We start from the raw sequence: 21,867 nt of genomic DNA, 5'->3' as shown, positions 1-21,867 counted from the left end.
TGCATGCCCGACCTTGCGTGGCAGTGCGCCGCGTTGCCGCCAACGCCAACCGCCCTCTTACCTTTTTCTGTATAGAAATAAGTATCAGATGCGCAGAATACCGAGATGTAACATTTCCGTCCAGCCATACCTGCATTTACTTGACGATCTGTGCGGAAATGCCATATCTGGCGCGGGCACGGGCGACGGCACTGGAAATAGTATCTAAAAATCAAGGGCGCGCAAGACCACGCTGCTGACCAGCAGATCCCGGCTCAGGTAAGCGAAGGCGCGCTGGCCGATGCGCAGGCGGTGGGCATCGAAGATGCGCAGCAGATCGCCGCCCTGCCCCTGCTCCAGGCTGTGCAATGCCGTCGCGGTAATGCGGCAAGTCTTTTCCGCCCCGAAGACGGTCAGATGGAAGCGGATGGCATCGCCCGCCGGCTCAAGCGCGATACTGTCGCGCAAAATTTCATAGGGCATGGCCGGGCACCCCGCTGTGCATACGCTGCGCTGGCCCCGGGCACCACCTGGCTGACGGAATGGCCGAACAGCGGCGCTCAAGCTGGGCGCGATTTTTCGCTGGGAATAAATGCATCATGGCGTTTCCGGCAATATCAATGTTCAATAACGGGCAAGCGTAGCGCGATGGCTAGCCAACTACCGTCTGTTACCGTACATATTTAACCGCGCGCCTGCCTGGCGCCGTGCTGGCCATTCCCTGTGCTATCGGCATCAGCCACCTCGCCGCGCCCTCCGGACAACCGTGCGCCCCTTGTCCCATCCAGGCCCGGCCACCTAAAATAGTGCTTTATATAAAACATGATCGTGACGGCAACCGACGGCACTGTCGCGCACAAGGCAAGGAAGTCAATGAGCACACTTTTAGAACAGGCAACGACGGAAATGATGGCGGCCGTGGAGGCGTGGTTTGTCGAGCGCCTGAAGCGCACCGACCTGGAAGACGCCGTCAACCGGACCACCTTGCAGATGGGTATCTTCAATGATTTATTACTCGACTACAAACCCGGACGCACCACGGCGGACGATTTCCATCTGACCGATGCCGCCGATGTCGCAACGCGGACGCCATCGCACCTCGATGAAGCCGTCGTGCGCGACAGCATCGCGCCCCAACTCGCTGCCATGGTGCAAGCGAAGCTGGAAACACTGGCCGACACGCCCTTCGTCGATTACCGATTCAGCTTTCGCGGCAAGTTCCGGACGGCGCAGGGTACGCTGCACCTGAACCTGCTCGAGTATGTCAATGAAGACAAGCGCACAACCTTGCTCGAGCACATACACAACTACGTCACGCAAAAACTCGAGCGCGGCAAGCGGCCGACGAAAAAGCTGGAAACCTTCTTCCTGGCGCGCCACCTGCTCGACCCCCACCTGTTCCCACAACCCGATATCGCCTGGACGATCGCCCAGTTCCAGCGCATCGAGCAGCTGAACAAGTCGCGTCCGCAAGCGCTGGCCGAGCACCGCAGCGATATCATCCAGGCCGTGTCGGCGTGGGCGGAAAAGCAGTTTCTGCCGCAGTTCTATGACGTGCAGCAATCAAGCTACCGCGCCACCGAATACACCTTGAAAGCGGACGCGGCGCTTGACACGCAGGCGCTGGCGCCCATCGACCTGCTGCTGTATGGCGCAGTGATGATCTTGCGCCACGAACCGAGCTACGCCAAGTCGACGGGCGTCAAATTCCTCGACATCGCGCGCGAGCTGGGCAGCGAACGGGCCGTGCGCATGCTCAAGGAAGGCAGCGGCACTTTCGCGCCCGACGCCATCCACCTGAAAAACGCGCAGCTGGAATGCCGCGCCAACGACGTGTTTGCCACCATCAGCATCGCGATTGCTAAGGAAGAGGAAGGCGCGTATGCGCAGGCGCTGGCCTTCATCACGCATTTGCTGAGCAACGGTTTCCCGAAAAGCTGCCAGATCAAGCTCAAGTCCAAGGTCAAGGCATACCTGCCGATCAAGGGACTGGCGAAATCCGATACGCACCGCTTCTTTGCCAACGCCCTCGCCTATCCCGCCCTGCAGCCGCAGCTGGAAGCGTATGCGCGCGCCGCCATCGAGCAATTCGAATTCTATGCGGACACGGAGGGTGAAAAGAATTGCATGCCCGGCAGCTATGCCACGTTCGGACTGGGCTTGCTCGACGCCCGTTATTTCCCGCTGGTGCAGCACTACATGGCCAACGTCGATGAGGAACACCAGTCCGTGCAGGACCAGTTCACGGCGGCCTTTGCCGAAAAGCATGGCGTGACGCGCGATTCCGCTCCCGTGCTGGCCGCGTGCCTGCGCGCCTGTACGGATAACGCCAAGGTCAAGATCCAGGCGGAACTGGAAGAAGTGGAGAAGCTGGAACTGTTCTGCCAGCAACTGCAAGGGCTGGAAGGTTATCTGGTCGAGCACATGCTGTATCCCATCTGGGGCAAGCTGGAAAAACTGGCCACCCTGGCGCGCAAGGCGGACGGACGGCGCAAGGAACTGCTGCTGGCCTTGCTGGAAGCGGCCAGCAAGGCGGACGCCTGAGGTGCGCAACCATCTGTGCGCAACGTTATGACTTTTACCATCTATAATGCGCGCGCCATAGTTGCTATAAAGCATTTTTTGGCGCCTGACATTGAATCGTGGAGAAAATACATGCACCAAACACAAGAAACATCGCGCACTGCCCTGCTGGCGGCAGCCTTGGCTACCGCCGTGGCACTGGCCCAGCCCGCCATCGCCGCGGAAACCGCCGTGGAACTGGCACCCATCGAGGTGGCCAACCTGTACATCAAGACCATCATCAACCAGGATGAAGCGAGCGTCGCCAAGCTCAACGCCTACCTGCGCCCCACCCGCCTGGCGGGCAAGCAGAGCGCCGAATACGCGTCGTACAGCGACCTGAAGGCGGCCGATGCCAAGTTTCCGACGGAAACCGGCAAGCTGATCGCCGACCTGTTCCCCGCCGCCATGCGCGCGGCCGTCACGCCTGCCGCCGAACAGCTGGCCGCGAATGTCATCGCCGCCAAGAATGGCGCCCTATGCCGGGCCACGAAGGCGGCCCCGGTGACGGTGGAAAACGGCATGCAGACGGCTGCCGTCAGCTTCGAATGCCAGGTCGTCAAGGTGCCGGTGGCATGGGCACCTGCCGCCCAGCAACTGGCGAAGAGCGGCTGCAAGGTTGAACAATGCACAGCCGGCCTGCAAAAGATCGCCGCCACCTACACGAGCTCGCCGAAGCAGGCATGGCGCGCCGTGTTTGCCGTCAGCCGCGAAAAGAACTCGGAAGCCTGGCGCAACGATTTCGCGCGCGAAACCTTCGATGAAATCTGGGAATACCTGTAATCCTCGCCTCGTTTAGAATGGCTGGATGGACAAATTGACACCGGCACCACAGCCCGCGGGCCTGGCCTTGCTGCGCTTGATCGACCCCGAGCATGTGGAAGGCGCGGTGGTCGCGCAAGCGCTGGCGCAAGACTTGCCCGCCCTGCACGCCAGGCAATTGCTGGCGCTGCTGCGCCGGCTGCGGGCCGCGCAATCGAATCAACAGGATTATGCGGGCGCCAGCCCCGCGCAGGCCGAACAGCAGTTCGGCGCCGCCATCGCCGCCGTCAAGGCGGAGCTGGCCACGCGGCCGCACATTCCCAACAAGCAGGAAGCCAGGGCCCTGCGCCAGGCGGCGGCAAAGAAGCGCTGAACGGGCCTGCGGTGCGCGGGCGGGCACGGCCCGCCTTCTATAATCGGTGACGATACCTTGTTTCCCGCACTGAAAGGACTCCCCATGCCCACACGTTTTTCCCGCCACACAGCCGGCTGCGCCATCGTTGCTTTCTCCGTCCTGGCCGCCATGCAGGCGGCCCATGCCCTGGAAACGGGCCCCATCGACGCGCGCGCTGTGTGGCAGGAGCGCTCGCTGTCGGCCTGCCGCAGCGAACAATCGCCCACGGCGCCCGACGTCTGCCTGCTGCGCACCATGCAGCGCTCCGGCGCGCACCCGCAAGCCATCGCCGCCGCCAGGATGCTGGTAAAGGCAGACAAGGCGGGCTTCATCTCGGCCTGGCGTCCGCTGGGCAAGGCGGCCCTGGCCACCGTCACCTATCCGTTCCGCGCCAACACGAATGAAGGCACCTTGCTGATCGGCAGCGATGGCGCCGCCATCGACGTCGACGAGGACTCCGTGCGCGAGGAAGACCGCGCCACACTGGCCTGGCGCGCGTTTGCCGCCGCCCACCCGGACGCCGTGCCGTTCGCTCCCGCCGACTTCGTCGGCAGCACGGCGACCGCCGATGGCGGCCAGAGCGCACTGTTTTCCACGCCCCTGATCACCTGTCACGCCTGCGCCGAGGATGGCGCCCTGCTGGTTGCCTACACGATCGACAAGGCGGGGATCGTGCGCGAGCGCAAGCTATTGACGATCAAGTAAGCCTGCCTCAAAGATAAGATAGAATTGCTTGATGGCATGTCTATACGAGTACATGCCATCCATCCAACTTATTTATCACGGGAAAACATGCGCCGCTCTTGCCTTGCACTGCACCTCACCGCCGCCCTGCTGCTGTCCAGCTCCTTCCACCTCGCTACTGCCGCGCCCGCCGCTACGGCCAATGCTGCCGCCAGCGCGGCCACGCCGCTCGTCATCGGCGAAAGTTTCACGATCGACTCGCAGGCGCTGAAGGAACAGCGCCACATCAATGTGTATGTGGCACGCGCCTGGGATACGCCGCCCGACGCGCCGCTGCCCGTGCTGTACATGCCGGACGGCGGTGTGGCCGAAGACTTCTTGCACGTGGCCGGCTTGCTGCAGGTGTCGGTAGCCAACGGCACCATGCGCCCGTTCATGCTGGTCGGCATGCAGAACACGCAGCGCCGGCGCGACCTGACGGGGCCGACGGACAGCGCGGCAGACCGCAAGATCGCGCCCGTCGTGGGCGGCTCGCAAGCCTACCGGGCCTTCATCCGCGATGAACTGATGCCGGAAGTCAAACGCCGCTACCGCACGACGGGCGAGACGGCCATCGTCGGCGAATCGCTGGCGGGCCTGTTCGTGGTGGAAACATACCTGCTGGAACCGCAGCTGTTCGACCACTACCTGGCCTTCGACCCCAGCCTGTGGTGGAACCAGGGCGCCCTGCCGCGCCAGGCGGCGGCCCTGCTGGCCAAGGGCAAGCCGGGCAAGCACAGCCTGTACCTGGCGTCCAGCAGCGAAGCGGGCATCGCCGTGGAAGTGGCGCGCCTGGCCGACGTGCTGGCAAAACAGGCGCCGCCCGGCTTGCAATGGCACCAAGAAAAGATGCCGGCCGAAACCCATGGCACCATCTACCATCCGGCAGCGTTAAAAGCGTTCCGCGCCGTGTTCAAGCCGGCCGCCGCGCCCCAGTAAGCAGGACGGCTACGCCACCGGCAGCGCCTGCCCCATCTGCTCGCGCAGCCAGTGCAGCAAGGTGGTGCGACGCGCATCGCCGTCGAACGGCAGCGGCGACAGCAGGAAATAGCCGCTGCCGTCGCGCCGGAAACCCAGGGGCGCGACGAGGCGCCCGCTGTCGAGGTCTTCGCGCGCCATGAAGACGGAGCCGATCGCCACGCCCAGGCCGGCGCAAGCGGCTTGCAGACTCAGATAGAAATGCTCGTAAGTCTGGCTGTCGCCGTGGCCGTGGCAACTACTGCCGTCGTCCGTGCCGGCGGCGCGCCAGTGCGCCCAGGCGGCCGGGCGCGACGCCGTGTGCAGCAGGCGTTGCGCGGACAGATCCAGCTTGCCTTGCCGCAGCAGGGCCGGCGCGCACACGGGCGCGATCCATTCGTCGCACACCTTTTCCACAAGCAATCCCCCATCCCACGCAAAATCGTTGCGGCGCAGCGCCACGTCCACCGCATCGCGCTGGAACGCCACCGGCCCGCCCGAGGCGAACAGGTGCAACGGCACTTCCGGATGGCGCCGGTAAAAGTCGCCGAGGCGCGGGATCAGCCATTTCATCGCGATCGTCGGCTCGCATGACACCACCAGCGGCGCCTGACGCGCCGGCTGGCGCACCGCATCGAGGGCGGCGTCGAGCCGTTCGAACGCCTGCTGGACGGCGTCGCGCAACTGCGCGCCCGGCGCGGTCAGGAAGACGCCGCGGTTGCGGCGTTCGAACAGGGCCGTGCCCAGCGACGTTTCCAGCAGGCGAATTTGCCGGCTGACCGCCCCGTGCGTCACGTGCAGCTCGTCCGCCGCCTGGACAAAACTGCCCAGCCTGGCCGCCGCCTCGAAGAAACGCAAGCTGCCGAGTGCTGTCTGCCTGCTCATGATCTGTTATTTTTTCTCACACATATCGGCAAGATAACATCGTTTTTCATCGGCCGCCAGTACCTTGATAATGTGTCTTCCGGCCACCGGCATGGGCGCAGGATCTTGCCCAAACAGGCGATGAATACTCACCGATTGCCATGCGGCCGCCACTCCCCGAGGAAGACCTATGATTGCATTGCTTGCCGTTGCATTGATTACCCTGCTGGCCGCCATCGTGCCCGGCCCCGATTTCGCGATGGTCACGCGCAACAGCTATCTGCATGGCCGCCGTGCGGGCCTGCTGGCGGCGCTCGGCATCGCGCTGGGCGTGCAAGTGCACGTGTTCTATACGATGTTTGGCGTAGGACTGATCATCGCCAGTTCACCGGCCTTGTTTACGGTCATCAAGTTTGCCGGCGCCCTGTACCTGATCGTGATCGGCTGGAAGACCTGGGCCAACCGCGCGGGCCTCGTCATCGACCTGCAGGGCGGGGCCCGCGTGCCCCAGCATAAGATTTTGCTCAACGGCTTGCTGACGAATGCCCTGAATCCGAAAACCACCTTGTTCGTCATCAGCACCTATACCCAGGTGGTGCAGCCCGGCACGCCATTGAGTGTGCAGTTCGGCTATGGGCTGTGCATGTCCGCCATCCACCTCGCGTGGTTTGCCCTGGTGGCCATCTTTTTCTCGCAGGCAAGCTTTCGTTTGCGCATGGTCAGCCGCCAGCGGACCATCGACCGCCTGATCGGCACGCTGCTGATGGCCCTCGGCGTGCTGCTGGCCTGCGCCAACATGGACAAACTGTAATGGCGCGCACGGCTCGGGCACACGCTACGGCGGGTAAAATCGGCGGCCCTGCTTTTCCCGCCTGAGTGCCGTCCGCCATGAGCTTTTTGCAATTATTTATCGTTTCCATCGTCCAGGGCTTCGCCGAGCTGCTGCCCGTGTCCAGCTCCGCCCACGTCATCATGGCGGAAAAGCTGATGGGGCTGGACCCCACGTCGCCCGAGCTGACCATGCTGCTGGTAATGCTGCATACCGGCACCATGTTCGCCGTTATCGTATATTTCTGGAAATCCTGGCGCGCCACGTATTTCAGTTCGACCAGCGCCTTGCGCAGCAATGTGCTGCTGCTGGTGGCCGCCACGGCCCTGACGGGCATCGTCGGCTTCGGCTTGCTGAAAGGCATTACGCACGTCATGAGCAAGGATGCGCCCGGCTTTGAAATCGAGCACCTGTTCGGTAACGCGAAACTGATGGCCGCCGCGCTGGCCGCCGCCGGCGTGCTGATCATCGTCTCCTCGCGCCTGCAGGCGCGCCAGCATGGCACCTTGTCCATCGGCAAGGCGATGGTGATCGGCGCCGTGCAAGGCCTGTGCCTGCCCTTCCGAGGCTTTTCCCGCTCGGGCGCCACCATTTCGGCCGGCATCGCCATGGGCGTGCCGCAGCGCCGCGCCGAAGAATTCAGCTTTGCCCTGGCCGTCGTGCTGACGCCGGCCGTGCTGGTCAAGGAAGGCTGGCGCTTCTACCAGGCCGTGGCAAATGGCAGCCTGGACCATCTTGAACACGGCAACAGCCTGCTGCACCTGCTCGGTCCCAGCCTGCTGGGCATGCTGCTTTCGTTCCTGGCCGGCTTGCTGGCCTTGCGCTGGCTGTCGCGCTGGCTGGAACAGGGCCGCTGGCATTTCTTTGGCGCCTATTGCCTGTTGACCTCGTTGGTGGTGCTGTACGTAGGGTAGAATCGCCGGGTTTCTAGTTTATACATACATCCCAGCCAGGTTTCACTGAAAGCCAACGATGAATTTCGCCGCCACCGCCGCCCTCTCCCTTGCCATGTCCACCGATGCCTTCGCGGCCGCCGTCGGCAAGGGTGCCGCCCTGCACAAGCCGCAATGGCGCGAGGCGCTGCGCACGGGGCTGATCTTTGGCGTCATCGAAGCGATCACGCCCATCATCGGCTGGGCCCTGGGCAGCGTGGCCGCGCCCTACGTGGAAGCGTGGGATCACTGGATCGCCTTCAGCCTGCTGGGCATCATCGGCCTGTTGATGATACGCAATGCCCTCTCCGACGCCGACGAGGAAGAAGCCCCAGCCCAGTCGCACTCGTTCTGGGTGCTGGCCGTCACGGGCCTGGCCACCAGCATCGACGCCATGGTCGTGGGCGCGGGCCTGGCCTTGCTGGGCGCCAACATCGTCGTCACGGCCGCCGCCATCGGCTTTTCCACCTTCGTCATGGTGACCCTGGGCGTGATGCTGGGCCGCGTGCTGGGCACCATCGCGGGCCGGCGCGCCGAACTGGTGGGCGGTCTGGTGCTGATCGTCATCGGTTGCGTGATCCTGTACGAGCATATCGGCCATCCGGCCTGACGAGGGGGCGACCAACAGGCGCGCACGGCACCAGCGCCGGCGTGGGCGGCGGCGCGCTTTGTGCTACATTCCATACTCTGCATTCCTGTCTCGCAAGGTGACCATCATGGAAACTCTGGAGCTGCTTTTTGCCTCGCTGGTGCGCGAAACGGCCGAATCGATACGCGACCACCACGTCCCTTTTGCCATCAAACACGACGAGCGCGCCTATTTCGAGTGGATGGACGGGCACCCGATCGATGGCTACATCCAGGAAGCGTATCGCGAGATCGAGGAAACAGCCCAACAGATCCGCGCCATTCGCGCTGGGTGAGGACGCTTGCCGCAAGCTACTGCGCGGGGGCTTTGCGGCTGGCGATGCTCACCGCACCAAAGTGCGGTTGCGCTTCTCAGCCACACATCCCCTCCGCTCGCTACGCTTGCAGCAAGTGTCGATACGCTAGTTGAATGCGTTCAAGGGACGTATTGATACAAATCAAACACTCTGCTGTTCGATACGCGTGGCATGGTCTGGCCCATGACAATCAGGTCTGGAGGCGGGAGACATGGATCAGGAACAAAAACATCAGATCAGGGGTTATGAGTTTCATGTGGCGGGGGCGCTGGAGAAGGATGGGCGCTACCGGGGCATGATCTTGATCAGCAAGCGCGGCGATACCCTGCAGGTGTACGCCAAGCCCGTGCTGATTGAAACGCCGAGCAGTTTCAAGTCCGTGCATGCGGCCTTGATCGAGGCATCGGCGTATGCCCAGGAACTCATCTATAACGGCGCCATCAAGGCGCTGCTGCCGGCCGACGGGCCACTGGCCGGAAAACAGGCGCCGCAGCCGCCGGACTTCGTCGGCAACTGACGCTGGCAAGCGCATCCGGCCATCCAGGGTGGCGCGTATAATGACGCGCTTTCCCGGATGGAAACTCAACACCATGGAATTTGTGAATTTACCGCTCGTCTTCCTGGTCGGCTGCGCGCTGATCGCCTTGCTGGCCAAGAAAAATGGCTACTCGTGGTACCTGTTTTTCTTCGTGATTGCCGTGCCCGCTCCCCTGTTGCTGCTGGCCTTGCCCCATGTGCTGGGCGTGAAAGCCGCGTCGCTGACCTCCGTACGGCTGGGCGCGGTGCTGCTGTTCCCGCTCGCGGGCTTGCTGCTGGCCCTGCGGGGCAAGCGCTAAGGCCGGTTCAACGCACAGGCACCCCGTCGGCCAGGCGCCAGCCTATCGACAAGGCCACTTGCTGCGCTTCTTTTTCGTTGCTGCAATCATCGTAATCGCAGGTGTCCGCATACGCGCCGCACGCCTGGTTCTGGCTGATGTACGAGCCGACCCAGCGGCCATCGCGGCGCTGGCTGGCCGTGGCGCTGATGGTAAAGCCTTTGTGGATGGTGGGGTTTTCAAAAGACATAATTCCTCCGATGCAAAAATAGCGTCAGGGATCTGACTGGATTCCACTGTGCGCCACATGCCGCCACCAGTCTGTACGTTTGATCACACTCACGAAAAGGACGCACGCGCGCTCGTGCCACATGACGATCGGGTATGATTTCAGCATGTGTGGACGATTCGATCAAAATGACACGGCGCGCGTGCTGGCGTCATCCTTCGGCTGGACGGACGCGGTGTTCGACAGCGAGGCCGAGCCGCACCTGAACGTCTCGCCCGGCACGTACCGGCCCGTGCTGCATATCCAGGATGGCGTGCAGCGGGTCGACGACGTCTTCTGGGGCTACCGCCCCGCCTGGGCCGCGCAAGCCGTGCCCGCCCCCGGCAAGAAAAAATCCCCATCGCCATCAATGCCCGGCTGGAAAAATTGGCAAGTGCCTACTGGAAACCCTTGCTGCGCGCGGGGCGCGGCATCGTCTGCGTCGATGGCTGGTATGAATGGACGGGGGAAAAAGGCAGCAAGCAGCCATGGCACATCCACCGCAAGGACCGCGCGCCCCTGTTCCTGCTGGCGCTGGCCCAGTTCGGGCCGTACAAATTCAACCGGGAAGAAGCCGGTTTCGTGCTGGTGACGGCCGACAGCCTGGGCGGCATGGTCGATATCCACGACCGCCGCCCCGTCGCCGTCAGCCTGGAAGACGCGCACCGCTGGCTGGACCCTGCCTTGACGCCCGAGCAGGCGCTGCACCTGGCGCGCACCTGCATGCTCGACGCGGACTTGTTCGAGTGGCATGCCGTCGATAATCCCCTCGTGCCGTCGGCCAAACCCAGGGCACCGCCGCCGGCGTCGCCGCAAGCCGCCTTCGACTGGGGATCGGATTAAGGCAAGCGCGCCAGCCGGCGCCACAGCGCCTCCATCGGCCCCTGGCGGAAGTATCTGAGCCAGTAGCGGCTGAGCAGCACCTGCCCCATCATGATGATGAACGCCAGGCCCAGCATCTCGGCGGGACGCAGTGTCGCGCCCCAGCCCAGCCCAGGCCCCTGCAGCAGCCAGGTGCCGAGCAAGGATTGCAGCAGATAATTGCTCAGCGCCATGCGCCCCACGGGCGCCAGCCATACGCCCAGCCAACGCAGCAGGAAGGGCCCGGCCAGCATCAGCGCCGCCACATAGCCGGCCGCCAGCACGGGACCGCCGGCGAACAGACCCACTTCGAACAGGGCCGTATCGAACACTTGCTGATACGGATCGGCCACCTGCCACGCGACGGCTCCCGCCGCCAGCAGGTTGAACGGCAAGCCCACGCCCAGGCCCACGGCACGCACGCGCCGCCACACGCGCTGGTGACGCCGCGGCTGCGTCAGCCACCCGAGGCGCACGGACAAGATGCCCAGCAGGAACAGCACGATGATATGCGGCAGCATGACGGCGGCGTACAGCAAGGAGACGAGGAAATCGTTGGCGCGCAGCCTAGCCACGGCCCACACACTGCCTTGCGTGTAGGTGGCGTAGCGGGTGGCGAAGTTTTGCAAGTCATGCGCCGTGTCCGGCGCGCCGCCCTGCTGCCCCACGGGAATGAGCAAACACATGAACAGCAAAAAACCGGCCGCCACCAGCCAGGCGCGGTTGCGTATGCGGCTCAGTTTGGCCGCTGCCAGCGGCAGGACCAGCATGCCGGCCACCGCATACGAGGTCAGCACGTCGCCGCTCCAGATGCAGAAACCGTGCAGCAGGCCGAACACGAGCAGCCAGCGCAAACGGCGCCGGTAGGCCGCTTGCGCCGCTTCCCAGCTGCCCAGCTGGCGTTGCAGGGAACGTGTCTGCAGGGCAAATCCGGCACCGAACAGGAACGCGAAGATGGGATAGAACTTGAACTGCGCCAGCGCCGCCACGCCGAAAATGACGAGCTGGTCGAGCACGGGCGGCTGCGCCGGCAAGGTGCCATAGCGCAAGGACAGCGTGCCCCAGGCAAAACCCCAGATATTCACCAGCAAGATGCCAAACACGGCGATGCCGCGCAGCACGTCGAGCTGCAGCAACCTGCCGGGTTTGGCGCTCACGGAGTTCAGGGGCGCGCCAGGGTCGGGTAATCGCTGACCTGCAGGCGGAAACCGGACGCATCCGATTGCAGCCGCGCCTGGCCGCCGAACGGCAAGGTGACCCGCCGGCGGATGTGGCCGAATTCGAGCCCCGTCAGCACGGGCACGGGCAGGCGCTGGCGCACGTAAGCCAGCATGGCGTCGAAATCGTAGCCCCTGTCCATGGGGCTCAATTTATAGGCGGAAAAGTCGCCGAGCACGACCGCATGCTGGCGTTGCAGCACGCCCGCGTGCAGCAATTGCAGCAGCATGCGCTCGACCCGGTACGGGTGCTCGTTGACGTCTTCCAGGAACAGAATGCCGCCGTCGACCTGCGGGAAATACGGCGTGCCGAGCAGATGCACGAGCATGGCCAGGTTGCCGCCCCACAAGGTGCCCACTGCCTCAAGCCGCGGATTGCCAACGGACGTGCCCGTGACCGCGTGTGTGGGACCCGTCAGGCACGACCACAGCTGGTCGAGCGTAAATTGCTCGGGTTCGTCGCGCGTAAAATCATCGCAGACCATGGGACCGGCAAAGCTGGCGCGGCCCGTTTTCGCCAGCAATCCCATGTGGAAGGCAGTAAAATCGCTGTAGCCGACGAACAGCTTGCGGCTGGCGGCCATGGCGGTAAAGTCGATGTCGGGCAGGATGCGGCTGATGCCGTAGCTGCCGCGCAAGGCGAGCACCACTTGCACGTCCGGGTCGGCGGCTGCCGCGTTGAGCTGCGCCAGGCGGCCCGCATCCGTGCCGCCGAAGCGCTGGAAGCTGTGTTCGGGATCGTAATAATTGTGGACGGTGGCGCCTTGCGCCTGCAGGCGGGCGATGCCGCGCGCCACGGCCGCGTCATCGGGCGCGCAACCGCCGGGCGCCACGATGGCGATGCCAATTTCAGGTGTCTTCAAAATGCCCGTGCCTTCAAAAGTGGTGGGCGCGCCTAGGCCGGCTGGGAGCGCATCTGGGGCGCCATCTTACCTTGCAGATGCACATCGATCAAGGCGAGCAGGCGCTCGATCAGCTGGGGCGGCATGTCGTGCCCCATGCCTTCGATCACTTCGAGCGTGGCGCCCGGGATCAGCGCCGCCGTATCGATGCCGCAGGCGACGGGGATCAGGGGATCGGCCGCGCCATGGATCACCAGCGCCGGGCAGCTGATACTGGGCAACAAGGCCGTGCGTTCGCCCGAGGCGGCAATGGCCACCATCTGCCGCGCCACGCCTTCCGGGCAGCTGCCCCGCTCCAGCGCCGCCTCGATGCGCTGGTACAGCAGTTTTTCCGACACAGGATAGGCGGGACTGCCGATGACGCGCACGGTGGCCGCCATGTGCGCCATCAGTTCGGCGCGGCTGGCATTGCGTTTCGGACGTTGCAGCAAGGCGTTGCGCGCGGCCCGCGTGGGGCCGGGCAAGCCGCGCCGGCCGCTGCTCGACATGATGGAAGTCAAACTGAGCACTTGCTGCGGCGCGCGCGCCGCCATCACTTGCGCGATCATGCCGCCCATCGACACGCCGATCACATGCGCCTGGGCAATGCGCAAGGCCGCCAGCAAACCCAGCGCGTCGTCCGCCATGTCATTCAAGGTGTAGGAAGTTTTCAGGGGCCAGCCCAGCAGGTTTTTCACGTAGGCCAGCGGCAGATACGGTTTGCCCGCCTGCGCCATCTTGCTCGACAGGCCGCTGTCGCGGTTGTCGAAGCGCAGGACGCGAAAGCCTTGCTCGACGATGCCTTCGACGAAGTCCGCCGGCCAGGCGATCAGCTGCATGCCCAGACCCATGACCAGCAGCACGCACGGATCGTTGGGGTCGCCGTGGCTTTCATAAGCTATGTTGAGGCCGTTCGCCATGATGGTTGCCATGATTGCCTCTCTTCAGGAACCAGCACGCAGACACGATCGCTGCGGCCTTGCAATCAGCATACCACTATTGTGCTTCAGACATGAGACCGGCACGCGGCACCCACACTGAAGTGTTGCCGCGCCGGTACGGCGCGCGGCAACTCTGCTGCTACCTACTTAGCCTTAGGCAAGGAATCAGCCAGGTCCACCCAGCTTTGCGGCTGCGGTTTGCCCCGCTCGCGCACGCCGAAGAAGGAGACCACTTGCGTGCCGTCGTTGTCGAAGAACTCGACGGAAGTGACGCCGCCGCGCTTGACGACCCAGCCGCTGCGCAGGGCCGTGTCGCGGATGTGCAGGTTGAAGTCCGGGTCCAGCACGTTGAAGAAGCCGCCTGCCGCCATGGTTTTCTCGATCTTGCCGCTGTAGATCTGCGTCAAGCCGTCGTTGCCCAGGAAGACCATGATGGCAACCTTGTCCCTGGCCGCGTTTTCCAGCAGGGTGCGCAGCGCTTGCGGCGTCACGCGCTCGACCACGCCGGCCGGCGCCAGGCGCAGGGCCTGCTCGCGCGTCAAGTGGAATTCGCGCATGATTTGCGCAAACTGGTGCACGTCCGTCATGTCTTTCCAGGCCAGCTGAAATTCCTTGACGTCGATCTCGCTGTCCGGCTTTTCCGCCGCCTTCGGCGCCACGGCCAGCACGTTCAGTTCGGCGCTTTGCTGGGGCGCGCGGAAGGTCGCCACCAATTTATCGTAGACGGCCACGCCCGGCTCGTTGCGCAGGTAGATTTTGTGCACGGCCGTGCCGTTGGCGTCAAAGAATTGCAGGCTGCGCGTCGGCTTGCCGTCGCGGCCAGGCTGTTCCACGGCAAATGCATATTTCCAGTTTTCAAAGTGGAAACGCAAGTCGATCTGGCCGCCCAGGTAGCCGCCCGCGATATTGCGCTGGCGCGCCTCTGTCTCCGGATCCTGTTTCGCGTCGGCCTGTTCCGACTTGTCGCCCGCCTGCTTGAACTTGCTGGCCACGCCCGTCGTTTCGATGACGCCGTTTTCATTGCGCGTGATCGCTTGCACCAGGCCCAGGTCCAGCGCGGCGCGCATGATTTCGCGCGGCTGATTGCCGTCCGCCTGCAGGCGCGTCACGCCCTTGCCGATGTTGGTTGCCAGCAATTGTGCTTCGGACACACCCAGCGCGCGCGCCGCGTCGCGGATCTGCAGCTTCGGCTGCTCCGTGCGCAGGGTGGACCAGCGTTCCGCCAGGGTGGCTGGGGCCGCGTATGCGTTTGCAATCAGCAGGCTGCCTAGCAGGGATAGAACGAGTTTGGATAACTTCATAGAGAGACCATTCAATCAAACATGGAAAAAAGAGGGGCAGGCGCCCCTCCCCGGTAAAAATTTAGAAGTTCACGCTGAGGCTGGCGGCGACGTTGCGGCCCGGCTTGGCGTAGCGCTCGATCTCGGCGCGGCTGGCGGCCGTGGTGCCGGCGGCCAGGCTGCGCGAGGCGGCGTAGTCCCAGTACTTGCGATCCGTCAAGTTGTACACGCCGACGACGATCTTCGCGTTCTTGTGCACGTTCCAGTACGTCGACAGGTCGAAGATGGTGTACGACGGCACGGTGAACAGGGACCCGGCATCGCCGATCAGCAGGTTTTCCGGCGCCTGCTTGGCGCCCGCATGCACGGCCGTCAGCGCCAGGCCGAACAGCTGGTTCGCATGGTCGTAGCCGAAGGTCAACGCCGACTTGGCGGGCGCCACCGAGTTCAGGCCGCCGCTCTCGCCCGTCCGGGTATTGAAGGAGCGGCCCTTGGCCACGCCCGTGGCCAGGTCAACGTGGTAGCCCTGCATGGCCGGCGTCCAGGCGCCCAGTTCCGCGCGCAGAGTCAGCTCGGCGCCCCAGGTGCGGGCATTGCCGATGTTTTCCGGGCGGAACAGGCCGCGCGTGATGGTGGGGTAGTTCACCGGATCATCTATTTGCATCACGTAGTCGATCATGTCCGTGTATTCCGTCTGGTAGACGGACGCGTGCATGCTCAAGCCCCTGGCGACGTCGCCCTTCAGGCCCAGTTCATACGCCGTGCTGGTTTCCTTGCGCAAGTTGGCATTGCCCAGCACGGCATAGCCCTGCCCCGTGCCCGTATAGCTGAAGGAGTCGTAGGTGCCCGTGCGCTCGGCCGCCGTCGGCAGGCGCGTGCCGCGCGTGAAGGTGGCATAGGCGTTCATCTGCGGCAAGACTTCCACGGACAGGCTCAGGCTGGGCGTGAAATACGTGTCGCTCTCTTCGCGCACTTCCTTGGCCGCGTTCGGCACGGCGATCGCATAGGTTTGCAGGTTTTTCGGTTCGTTCTTGCGGTAATCGGCACGCAGGCCCGGCGTCAGCACGGCTTTCTTGCCGGCCAGATTAAAACTGAGATCGTCGCGCACATACAGGGTCAGCTTGCTCGTGTCCATGTCGGCCATGCGGTTCTTGTTGGTGACCTGATGCTGGCCCGTGGCGACGATGACGCGGTCTTCGCGCCACGGACGGCGCGTTTTCAGCTGTTCCAGCTGCACGCCGTACAGCAGCGCATTGTCCGCATTGAGCTGCTTGAACGCTTCCGACGTCAGGCCAATGCTGTCATTCTTAAAGCTGGTATCGATCGAGCGCTGCGCCGGACTGCCAAACGTGTAGAGGCCTTGCGTCTTGTCGTCGGTCTTCGCGTTCTGCAGATACACTTTCGACGTCAGGCGGTCGAACAGGGCGAAATCCTTGAGCACTACGTCGTGGCCCAGGCTCACGCGCGTACGCTTGGTGGTGGAATCCTGCTGCACGCCCGTCGGGTAATACGCGCTGACCTTGCTGCGCAGATCGCGCTTGTTCTTGCGTTCGAACATGTCGACCGTCAAGTCCAGCTTTTGGTCGCCAGGCAATGTCCACACGAGCTTGGACAGCAAGGCGTTCGAATGCCAGTCGTCCGGGTTGACGGGCGTGGTGCCGCGGCTGTCCATCTGCTCGCCGTCGCGGTGCACGTAGACGGCCAGGCCCTGCAGATTGGCGCCGATTTTGGCGGCGCCCGTCAGGGTGTGCGCATTGCTGCGATCGGCCGTGGCGCGGCCGTATTTATAGGCCACGTAATGGTCTTGCCCCTCGCCCAGGTAATCCTCGGGCGACTTGGTGATGAAGGCCACGCCGCCGCCCAGGCCGGGATTGGCGCCGCCGGCCGCCGTCGTGCCCGAATCGATGCGCACTTCGCGGAAGGTTTCCGGATCAAAATAATCACGGCCCGTGGCGAAAGCGTTGAGGGTGTTGCCGTCCGGCTTGGGCGCCGCGTCGGGCAGCGCGATGCCGTCGAGCTCCAGGCTGACCCGGTTGCCTTCCAGGCCGCGGATGTTGTAGCCCGTATTGCCGGAGCCATCCCACACGCTGCCGCTGCCCGAGGCCGCCGCTGGCGCGCTGATCAAGGGTAGATAGCGCACGATGCCGCCCATCTCGGTGACATTGCGGCGCTCCAGGTCGTCCGCCGTGACGACCGTCTTGGTGCCGGCGCGGCGTTCATAGTCCTGCTTGGCGTTGACGACGATTTCCGGGAAGACGGGCAGCTTGGCCGGCTCCTGGGCGGCCGTGCCCGCATTGATGGCGGCCGTTTGCGCGGCCACGGGCAGCAGCGGCGCCGCAAACAGGCCCAGCAAGGCGGCGCGCAGCACCAGGTTATGACGGCGGGCAGGAACGGGAGATACGACGGGCGCAGCGGAGCGCTGCAGAAGCACTGTAGTCATGATGATCCGGTGTAAGAGTGGAGGCTGGCTCTTGAACCCGGATCGACAACGATAATGTTAGCGATGCGTAAGGGAAGTTTGCTGGCGAAAACAATACTGTAACACGAATCATTCTCATTTGAGAATGGCAATTGGTCTAGACAGATGTTATTTCGCAACAATTATAAAAATGCCAGCCGGGAGGGCTGGCAAGGCACGGCACACCTACCGGCAAGGCCATGGAGGCCCTGCCCTGTCTGCTGTCAGGCCGGCGGATTGGCCAGCTTGCGCGCTTCCGCCTGGGCCCGGCGGCGCTCGGCAAAGAAGCGCCGGAGGAAGTCGCCGCACTCGTCGGCCAGCACGCCGCCAACGATGGCCGTCTGGTGGTTCAGCGCCGGCTGTTCGAACAGGTTCAGCACGGAACCGCAGGCGCCCGTCTTCGGGTCGCCCGCGCCGTAGACCACGCGCGCCAGCCGTGCATGCAGCATGGCGCCCGAGCACATCACGCACGGTTCCAGGGTCACGTACAGCTCGCAGCCGGGCAAGCGGTAGTTGCCCAGCTTTTCAGCGGCCGCGCGCAAGGCCATCACTTCCGCGTGCGCCGTGGGGTCGTGGCGGCCGATGGGCTGGTTGTAGCCCACGGCGATGACTTCGCCATCCTTGACGACGACGGCGCCGACGGGCACTTCGCCCAGGTCCCACGCGTGCTGGGCCTGCTCCAGGGCCAGCTGCATGTAGCGCGCGTCCTGCGCGCCAGCGTGCGTTTCACTCATCGGTCACTTCGGCCCAGCAATTCGGCGTTTCGTGCAGCACCAGCTTATGCAGGTGCAAGCCCGTGCCGAAATGGTCGGTGAACGCCGCCTTCAGTATCTCGAAGGCGATGCGCGCCAGGTTTTCCACGGTCGGGATGCGGTCGATGACGACGGTCTTATGGTCGGGCAGGCTGGCCAGGAAATCGCGCACGGCCGTGTCCTTCTCGTAGACGAGGAAGGCGTGGTCCCACACGTCGACCAGATGCTGCTTGGCCAGGGTTTTCACGTCGGAAAAGTCCATGATCATGCCATTGTCGGAATTGCCTTCCGCTTCGATGACCTTGCCGACCAGGGTGATTTCCACCGTGTAGCGGTGGCCGTGCAGGTTGCGGCACTGGCTTTTGTGGTCGGGAATGCGGTGGCCCGCGTCGAATTCGAGCTTGCGTGTGATAGTCAGCATATTGTCTTATTAAGGTATTTGCAGGAGTTTATGGGTTTGCAGGCTCAGCTTCCACTTCGGGTTGCTTTTGCACGTCTCGATGGCCAGCTTCATGTTGTGCGCGGCCAGGGGGCCGTCCATCGCCTGCACGAAGAAGTTCTCGAAATCCAGTTGTTCGTAGGCGGCCAGGTCTTGCTGGAACTGGGGGATGACGACCTTGATCTCATTGCCCTTGTGGACGACCAGGGTCGAACCCATCTTCGGGCTGACGCAGATCCAGTCCACGCCGGCGGGCACGGGCAAGGTGCCGTTGGTTTCGATGGCGATGGTAAAGCCCACCGCATGCATGGCGTCGATCAGGGCCGCGTCCAGCTGCAGCAGCGGCTCACCGCCCGTAAACACCACGTATTTGCTGGGTGCATAGCTGGCCGGCCACAGGCTGTCGATCAGCGCGGCCAGTTCCTGCGGCGTCTTGAACTTGCCGCCCAGTTCGCCATCGGTGCCGACGAAATCCGTGTCGCAGAACTGGCACACGGCCGTGGCGCGGTCGCTTTCGCGGCCCGTCCACAGGTTGCAGCCGGAAAAGCGGCAAAACACGGCCGGACGGCCCGCGTGCGCACCTTCGCCCTGCAGGGTATAAAAAATCTCTTTGATGCTATAAGTCACTGTATTTCCTAAGAGCTGGCTGACGCATCGCGCATGGATGCGGGCGCGCCCGGCGCAAAACAACAAGGCCGGGGCCGGAGAGCCGATTGACAACCCTCTATTATATGCCGCCACGACACTTCCCGTGCAAATGCCGTGCCTGCCGCCTGGCGCCGCGGCATCCGGCAGCAAGAAAGCCACAGCGGCAGGCAAAACTGCGCAGCTTTTGCGTTTAGACAATATAAATAACCCAAGGTTAATATATTTTCTGTAATAACATTGCCCGTTGGAAAACATTTAGGGAGCGAGAAAATGATGCAACGCTGGCTGCGCCCGCCGTGTCGCCTGAGCATTCTGGCTTGCCTGGCGATCACTACACTCGCTTCCCTGCACGCAGGTTACGCCGCCGGTCCGATGCTGCCGACAAGCACGCCCTTGCCCCTGATACTGGTTTGCGCCATCCTGTGCGGTGCGCTGGCGCTGCTGCTGTGGCGCCAGCACCGCCTGGCGCTGCGCCTGCGGGCGCTGGAACAGCTGCGCGCGGACACCGAGCAGGACCGCCTGGCCAGCGGCCAGCAGCAGGCGCGCGAACAGGAACGCCTGCGCATCGGGCGCGACATCCATGACGACCTGGGGCAGCATCTGCTGACCTTGAAGATCGACCTGTCCATGCTGCAGACCAGCACGCATGGCGTGGCGCCCCAGCTGGCGCAGCAGCTGGCCGTGATCGTGCGCAATGTCGACCTCAGCATCGCGGCGCTGCGCTGCGTCATCCATGACCTGCGCCCGCCCGCGCTCGAAGCGGGCCTGCAGGCGGCATGCGAGGAACTGCTGGCCGACTTCAAGCGCACCACGGGCATCGATTGCCGCTGCGATTACCGGCTCGATGCCGCCGCCGGCCGCGCGCATGGCGCCCTGCTGTACCACGTGGTGCAGGAAGCGCTGGCCAATATCGCCCGCCACGCGCGCGCCACGCATGTCCAGCTATGCCTGCGGCAAGCGGGCGGCAGCGTCGAGTGCCGCATCGGCGACGACGGCGTCGGGCTGTCGGGTTCGCCGCCGCGCCTCGGTTGCGGCCTGTCCGGCATGCATGAGCGCGTGGCCGCCACCGGCGGCAGCCTGCACATCGACAGCCGCAGCGGCACCGGCACCACCTTGCGCGTCTCGCTGCCCCTGCCGGTCTGCCACGACGCGGCGACACCCCATCGCTGAAAATATTGCTCAATATCAACACCTTCGGCCCGCCACGCTGCATCATGGCCAACGAGCCAGCCCCCTCATTCACCCCAAGAAGGATGCTTACATGCCGGATAGCCATGCACATGCCAGCGCATCGCCCTGCGATGAAGCCCAGGGTTTCGCCGTCAAGATGATGGAATTGCTGGTCGTGCCCACCTTTGTACTCGACGTGCATGGCCAGGTGATGATCTGGAACCGCGCCTGCGAGCAGTTGACGGGCGTGCCTGCGGCCGAAGTGCTGGGCACGCGCGAGCCGGGCCGCTGCTTTTACAACGACGAGCGCCCCACCCTGGCCGACCTGCTGCTGGCCGGACGGGGCGGCGACACGCGCGCCCTGCATGCCCAGCTGCAATACCGCAGCAGCACGGGCAGCAATCTGTGCGCGGAAAACTGGTGCGACATGCCGCGCACGGGGCGGCGGCGCTACCTGGCCGTCGATGCCAGCCCCATCTACGACAACCACGGCGAACTGATCGCCGTCGTCGAAACCCTGCGCGACATGACCGATGAAAAGCGCGCGCACGTGGAACTGGAGCGCCTGGCCACGCGCGACGGCTTGACGGGACTGGCAAACCGGCGCTGCTTCGACGACACCATCCTGGCCGAGTGGCAGCGCGCCCAGCGGCAGGACCAGCCCCTGTCGCTGCTGATGGTCGACGTCGACAATTTCAAGGAATACAACGACAGCCACGGCCACCAGGGCGGCGACCTGTGCCTGCGCAAGGTGGCCGGCGCCGTGGCCAGCGAAATGCGCACGAACGACCTGGTGGCCCGCTACGGCGGCGAAGAGTTCGCCGTGATCCTGCCGAACCAGTCGCTCAAGGGCGCGGCCATCGTGGCCGAGCGCATCCGCCAGCGCGTGGAGCGGCTGCAGCTGCCGCGCAAGCGTCCCGACGGCGCCTGCGTCACCGTCAGTATCGGCGCCGCCACGGCCCTGCCCGGTCCCGGCACCGAACTGGGCCAGCTGATCCACACGGCCGACTGCGCCCTGTACCGCGCCAAGCACCTGGGCCGCAACCGCATCAGCCTGCCGGAAACGACGCTGACCTGACCACCTGTCCCTGCGGCACGCCTTGCCTGCCCTGACGGGGCCGCCCCTTCATGCCAAAACGCCTTGCCCCTATGCACGGCGGCACGAATATTCTATGCTGCGGCGTTGCACTT

General features: G+C 64.2%; 25 protein-coding genes and 1 pseudogene. 15 read left to right on the top strand and 11 right to left on the bottom strand.

The window, feature by feature from the left end:
• Positions 1-204: 204 nt before the first annotated feature.
• A complete protein-coding gene (locus ACRHIG_RS17055; RefSeq protein WP_489627203.1) occupies positions 205-462 on the bottom strand; it encodes a DUF1488 family protein in 258 nt (85 codons plus the stop codon).
• Positions 463-852: 390 nt separating this feature from the next.
• Here ACRHIG_RS17055 and ACRHIG_RS17050 point away from each other — a divergent pair, with 390 nt between their 5' ends.
• From ACRHIG_RS17050 to ACRHIG_RS17030, 5 genes are all read left to right on the top strand, one after another.
• Positions 853-2,523 (top strand): DUF6138 family protein, encoded by a 1,671-nt coding sequence (locus tag ACRHIG_RS17050; RefSeq protein ID WP_489627202.1) that lies wholly within the window; start codon positions 853-855, stop codon positions 2,521-2,523.
• A gap of 111 nt (positions 2,524-2,634) precedes the next feature.
• The gene (locus ACRHIG_RS17045; protein ID WP_475415061.1) at positions 2,635-3,324 is read left to right on the top strand and encodes a hypothetical protein; all 690 of its coding nucleotides are present in this window, start codon (positions 2,635-2,637) and stop codon (positions 3,322-3,324) included.
• A 25-nt stretch (positions 3,325-3,349) separates the two neighbouring features.
• Positions 3,350-3,676: a hypothetical protein gene (locus ACRHIG_RS17040; protein ID WP_475415060.1), complete on the top strand. Its 327-nt coding sequence runs from the start codon at positions 3,350-3,352 to the stop codon at positions 3,674-3,676.
• An 84-nt stretch (positions 3,677-3,760) separates the two neighbouring features.
• Positions 3,761-4,402 (top strand): hypothetical protein, encoded by a 642-nt coding sequence (locus tag ACRHIG_RS17035; protein WP_489627201.1) that lies wholly within the window; start codon positions 3,761-3,763, stop codon positions 4,400-4,402.
• Between the two features lie 87 nt (positions 4,403-4,489).
• A complete protein-coding gene (locus ACRHIG_RS17030; RefSeq protein WP_489627200.1) occupies positions 4,490-5,359 on the top strand; it encodes an alpha/beta hydrolase in 870 nt (289 codons plus the stop codon).
• Between the two features lie 9 nt (positions 5,360-5,368).
• Here ACRHIG_RS17030 and ACRHIG_RS17025 read toward each other — a convergent pair whose 3' ends face one another.
• A complete protein-coding gene (locus tag ACRHIG_RS17025) occupies positions 5,369-6,262 on the bottom strand; it encodes a LysR substrate-binding domain-containing protein (protein ID WP_489627199.1) in 894 nt (297 codons plus the stop codon).
• A 169-nt stretch (positions 6,263-6,431) separates the two neighbouring features.
• Here ACRHIG_RS17025 and ACRHIG_RS17020 point away from each other — a divergent pair, with 169 nt between their 5' ends.
• The 6 genes from ACRHIG_RS17020 (at position 6,432) to ACRHIG_RS16995 (ending at position 9,782) form a co-directional block, all read left to right on the top strand.
• Positions 6,432-7,052, top strand: a complete 621-nt coding sequence (locus ACRHIG_RS17020) for a LysE family translocator (protein ID WP_489627198.1) — start codon at positions 6,432-6,434, stop codon at positions 7,050-7,052.
• 77 nt (positions 7,053-7,129) lie between these two features.
• A complete protein-coding gene (locus ACRHIG_RS17015; protein ID WP_489627197.1) occupies positions 7,130-7,984 on the top strand; it encodes an undecaprenyl-diphosphate phosphatase in 855 nt (284 codons plus the stop codon).
• Between the two features lie 58 nt (positions 7,985-8,042).
• Positions 8,043-8,612 carry a manganese efflux pump MntP gene (gene mntP, locus ACRHIG_RS17010; RefSeq protein ID WP_099411820.1) on the top strand — a complete coding sequence of 190 codons (570 nt, stop codon included), beginning with the start codon at positions 8,043-8,045 and terminating at the stop codon, positions 8,610-8,612.
• Between the two features lie 106 nt (positions 8,613-8,718).
• The gene (locus tag ACRHIG_RS17005; RefSeq protein WP_289904861.1) at positions 8,719-8,925 is read left to right on the top strand and encodes a hypothetical protein; all 207 of its coding nucleotides are present in this window, start codon (positions 8,719-8,721) and stop codon (positions 8,923-8,925) included.
• Positions 8,926-9,157: 232 nt separating this feature from the next.
• On the top strand, positions 9,158-9,463 hold the full coding sequence (locus tag ACRHIG_RS17000) for a hypothetical protein (RefSeq protein ID WP_475415053.1): 306 nt from the start codon (positions 9,158-9,160) through the stop codon (positions 9,461-9,463).
• Between the two features lie 82 nt (positions 9,464-9,545).
• Complete coding sequence (locus ACRHIG_RS16995; RefSeq protein WP_489627196.1) at positions 9,546-9,782, top strand: hypothetical protein; 237 nt, start codon at positions 9,546-9,548, stop codon at positions 9,780-9,782.
• 7 nt (positions 9,783-9,789) lie between these two features.
• On the opposite strand, the gene ACRHIG_RS16990 is transcribed toward ACRHIG_RS16995, so the two are convergent.
• Positions 9,790-10,011, bottom strand: coding sequence for a hypothetical protein (locus ACRHIG_RS16990; RefSeq protein ID WP_475415051.1), 222 nt, complete (start codon positions 10,009-10,011; stop codon positions 9,790-9,792).
• Between the two features lie 121 nt (positions 10,012-10,132).
• On the opposite strand from ACRHIG_RS16990, the pseudogene ACRHIG_RS16985 reads away from it, so the two are divergent.
• Together ACRHIG_RS16985 and ACRHIG_RS16980 are read left to right on the top strand one after the other, a co-directional pair.
• A pseudogene (locus tag ACRHIG_RS16985) lies at positions 10,133-10,300 on the top strand (hypothetical protein); the annotation flags it as partial.
• 116 nt (positions 10,301-10,416) lie between these two features.
• A complete protein-coding gene (locus tag ACRHIG_RS16980) occupies positions 10,417-10,872 on the top strand; it encodes an SOS response-associated peptidase family protein (RefSeq protein WP_489627195.1) in 456 nt (151 codons plus the stop codon).
• On the opposite strand, the gene ACRHIG_RS16975 is transcribed toward ACRHIG_RS16980, so the two are convergent.
• The 8 genes from ACRHIG_RS16975 to queE form a co-directional block, all read right to left on the bottom strand.
• Entirely contained in the window at positions 10,869-12,047 is a 1,179-nt protein-coding gene (locus ACRHIG_RS16975) for a DUF418 domain-containing protein (protein WP_489627194.1), read from the bottom strand. The genes ACRHIG_RS16980 and ACRHIG_RS16975 overlap by 4 nt on opposite strands.
• Before the next feature lie 5 nt (positions 12,048-12,052).
• Positions 12,053-12,970: a muramoyltetrapeptide carboxypeptidase gene (gene ldcA / locus ACRHIG_RS16970; protein WP_489627193.1), complete on the bottom strand. Its 918-nt coding sequence runs from the start codon at positions 12,968-12,970 to the stop codon at positions 12,053-12,055.
• 32 nt (positions 12,971-13,002) lie between these two features.
• A complete protein-coding gene (locus ACRHIG_RS16965) occupies positions 13,003-13,920 on the bottom strand; it encodes an alpha/beta fold hydrolase (protein WP_489627192.1) in 918 nt (305 codons plus the stop codon).
• 152 nt (positions 13,921-14,072) lie between these two features.
• Entirely contained in the window at positions 14,073-15,230 is a 1,158-nt protein-coding gene (locus ACRHIG_RS16960) for a hemin-degrading factor (protein ID WP_475415046.1), read from the bottom strand.
• A 61-nt stretch (positions 15,231-15,291) separates the two neighbouring features.
• A complete protein-coding gene (locus tag ACRHIG_RS16955; RefSeq protein ID WP_489627191.1) occupies positions 15,292-17,649 on the bottom strand; it encodes a TonB-dependent hemoglobin/transferrin/lactoferrin family receptor in 2,358 nt (785 codons plus the stop codon).
• A gap of 242 nt (positions 17,650-17,891) precedes the next feature.
• Entirely contained in the window at positions 17,892-18,401 is a 510-nt protein-coding gene (gene tadA / locus ACRHIG_RS16950) for a tRNA adenosine(34) deaminase TadA (protein WP_475415044.1), read from the bottom strand.
• The gene (gene queD, locus ACRHIG_RS16945) at positions 18,394-18,840 is read right to left on the bottom strand and encodes a 6-carboxytetrahydropterin synthase QueD (RefSeq protein ID WP_475415043.1); all 447 of its coding nucleotides are present in this window, start codon (positions 18,838-18,840) and stop codon (positions 18,394-18,396) included. The genes tadA and queD overlap by 8 nt, the downstream gene beginning before the upstream one ends.
• A 9-nt stretch (positions 18,841-18,849) precedes the next feature.
• Positions 18,850-19,485 (bottom strand): 7-carboxy-7-deazaguanine synthase, encoded by a 636-nt coding sequence (gene queE / locus ACRHIG_RS16940; protein WP_289897788.1) that lies wholly within the window; start codon positions 19,483-19,485, stop codon positions 18,850-18,852.
• Positions 19,486-19,776: 291 nt separating this feature from the next.
• Between queE and ACRHIG_RS16935 the strand changes: the two genes are divergently transcribed.
• Positions 19,777-20,676 carry a sensor histidine kinase gene (locus tag ACRHIG_RS16935; RefSeq protein WP_489627190.1) on the top strand — a complete coding sequence of 300 codons (900 nt, stop codon included), beginning with the start codon at positions 19,777-19,779 and terminating at the stop codon, positions 20,674-20,676.
• A 91-nt stretch (positions 20,677-20,767) separates the two neighbouring features.
• Entirely contained in the window at positions 20,768-21,754 is a 987-nt protein-coding gene (locus ACRHIG_RS16930) for a sensor domain-containing diguanylate cyclase (protein ID WP_489627189.1), read from the top strand.
• Positions 21,755-21,867: the final 113 nt, after the last annotated feature.

This window comes from Janthinobacterium sp. C22, assembly GCF_057919405.1.
This window is presented reverse-complemented; position numbering and strand designations above follow the sequence as displayed.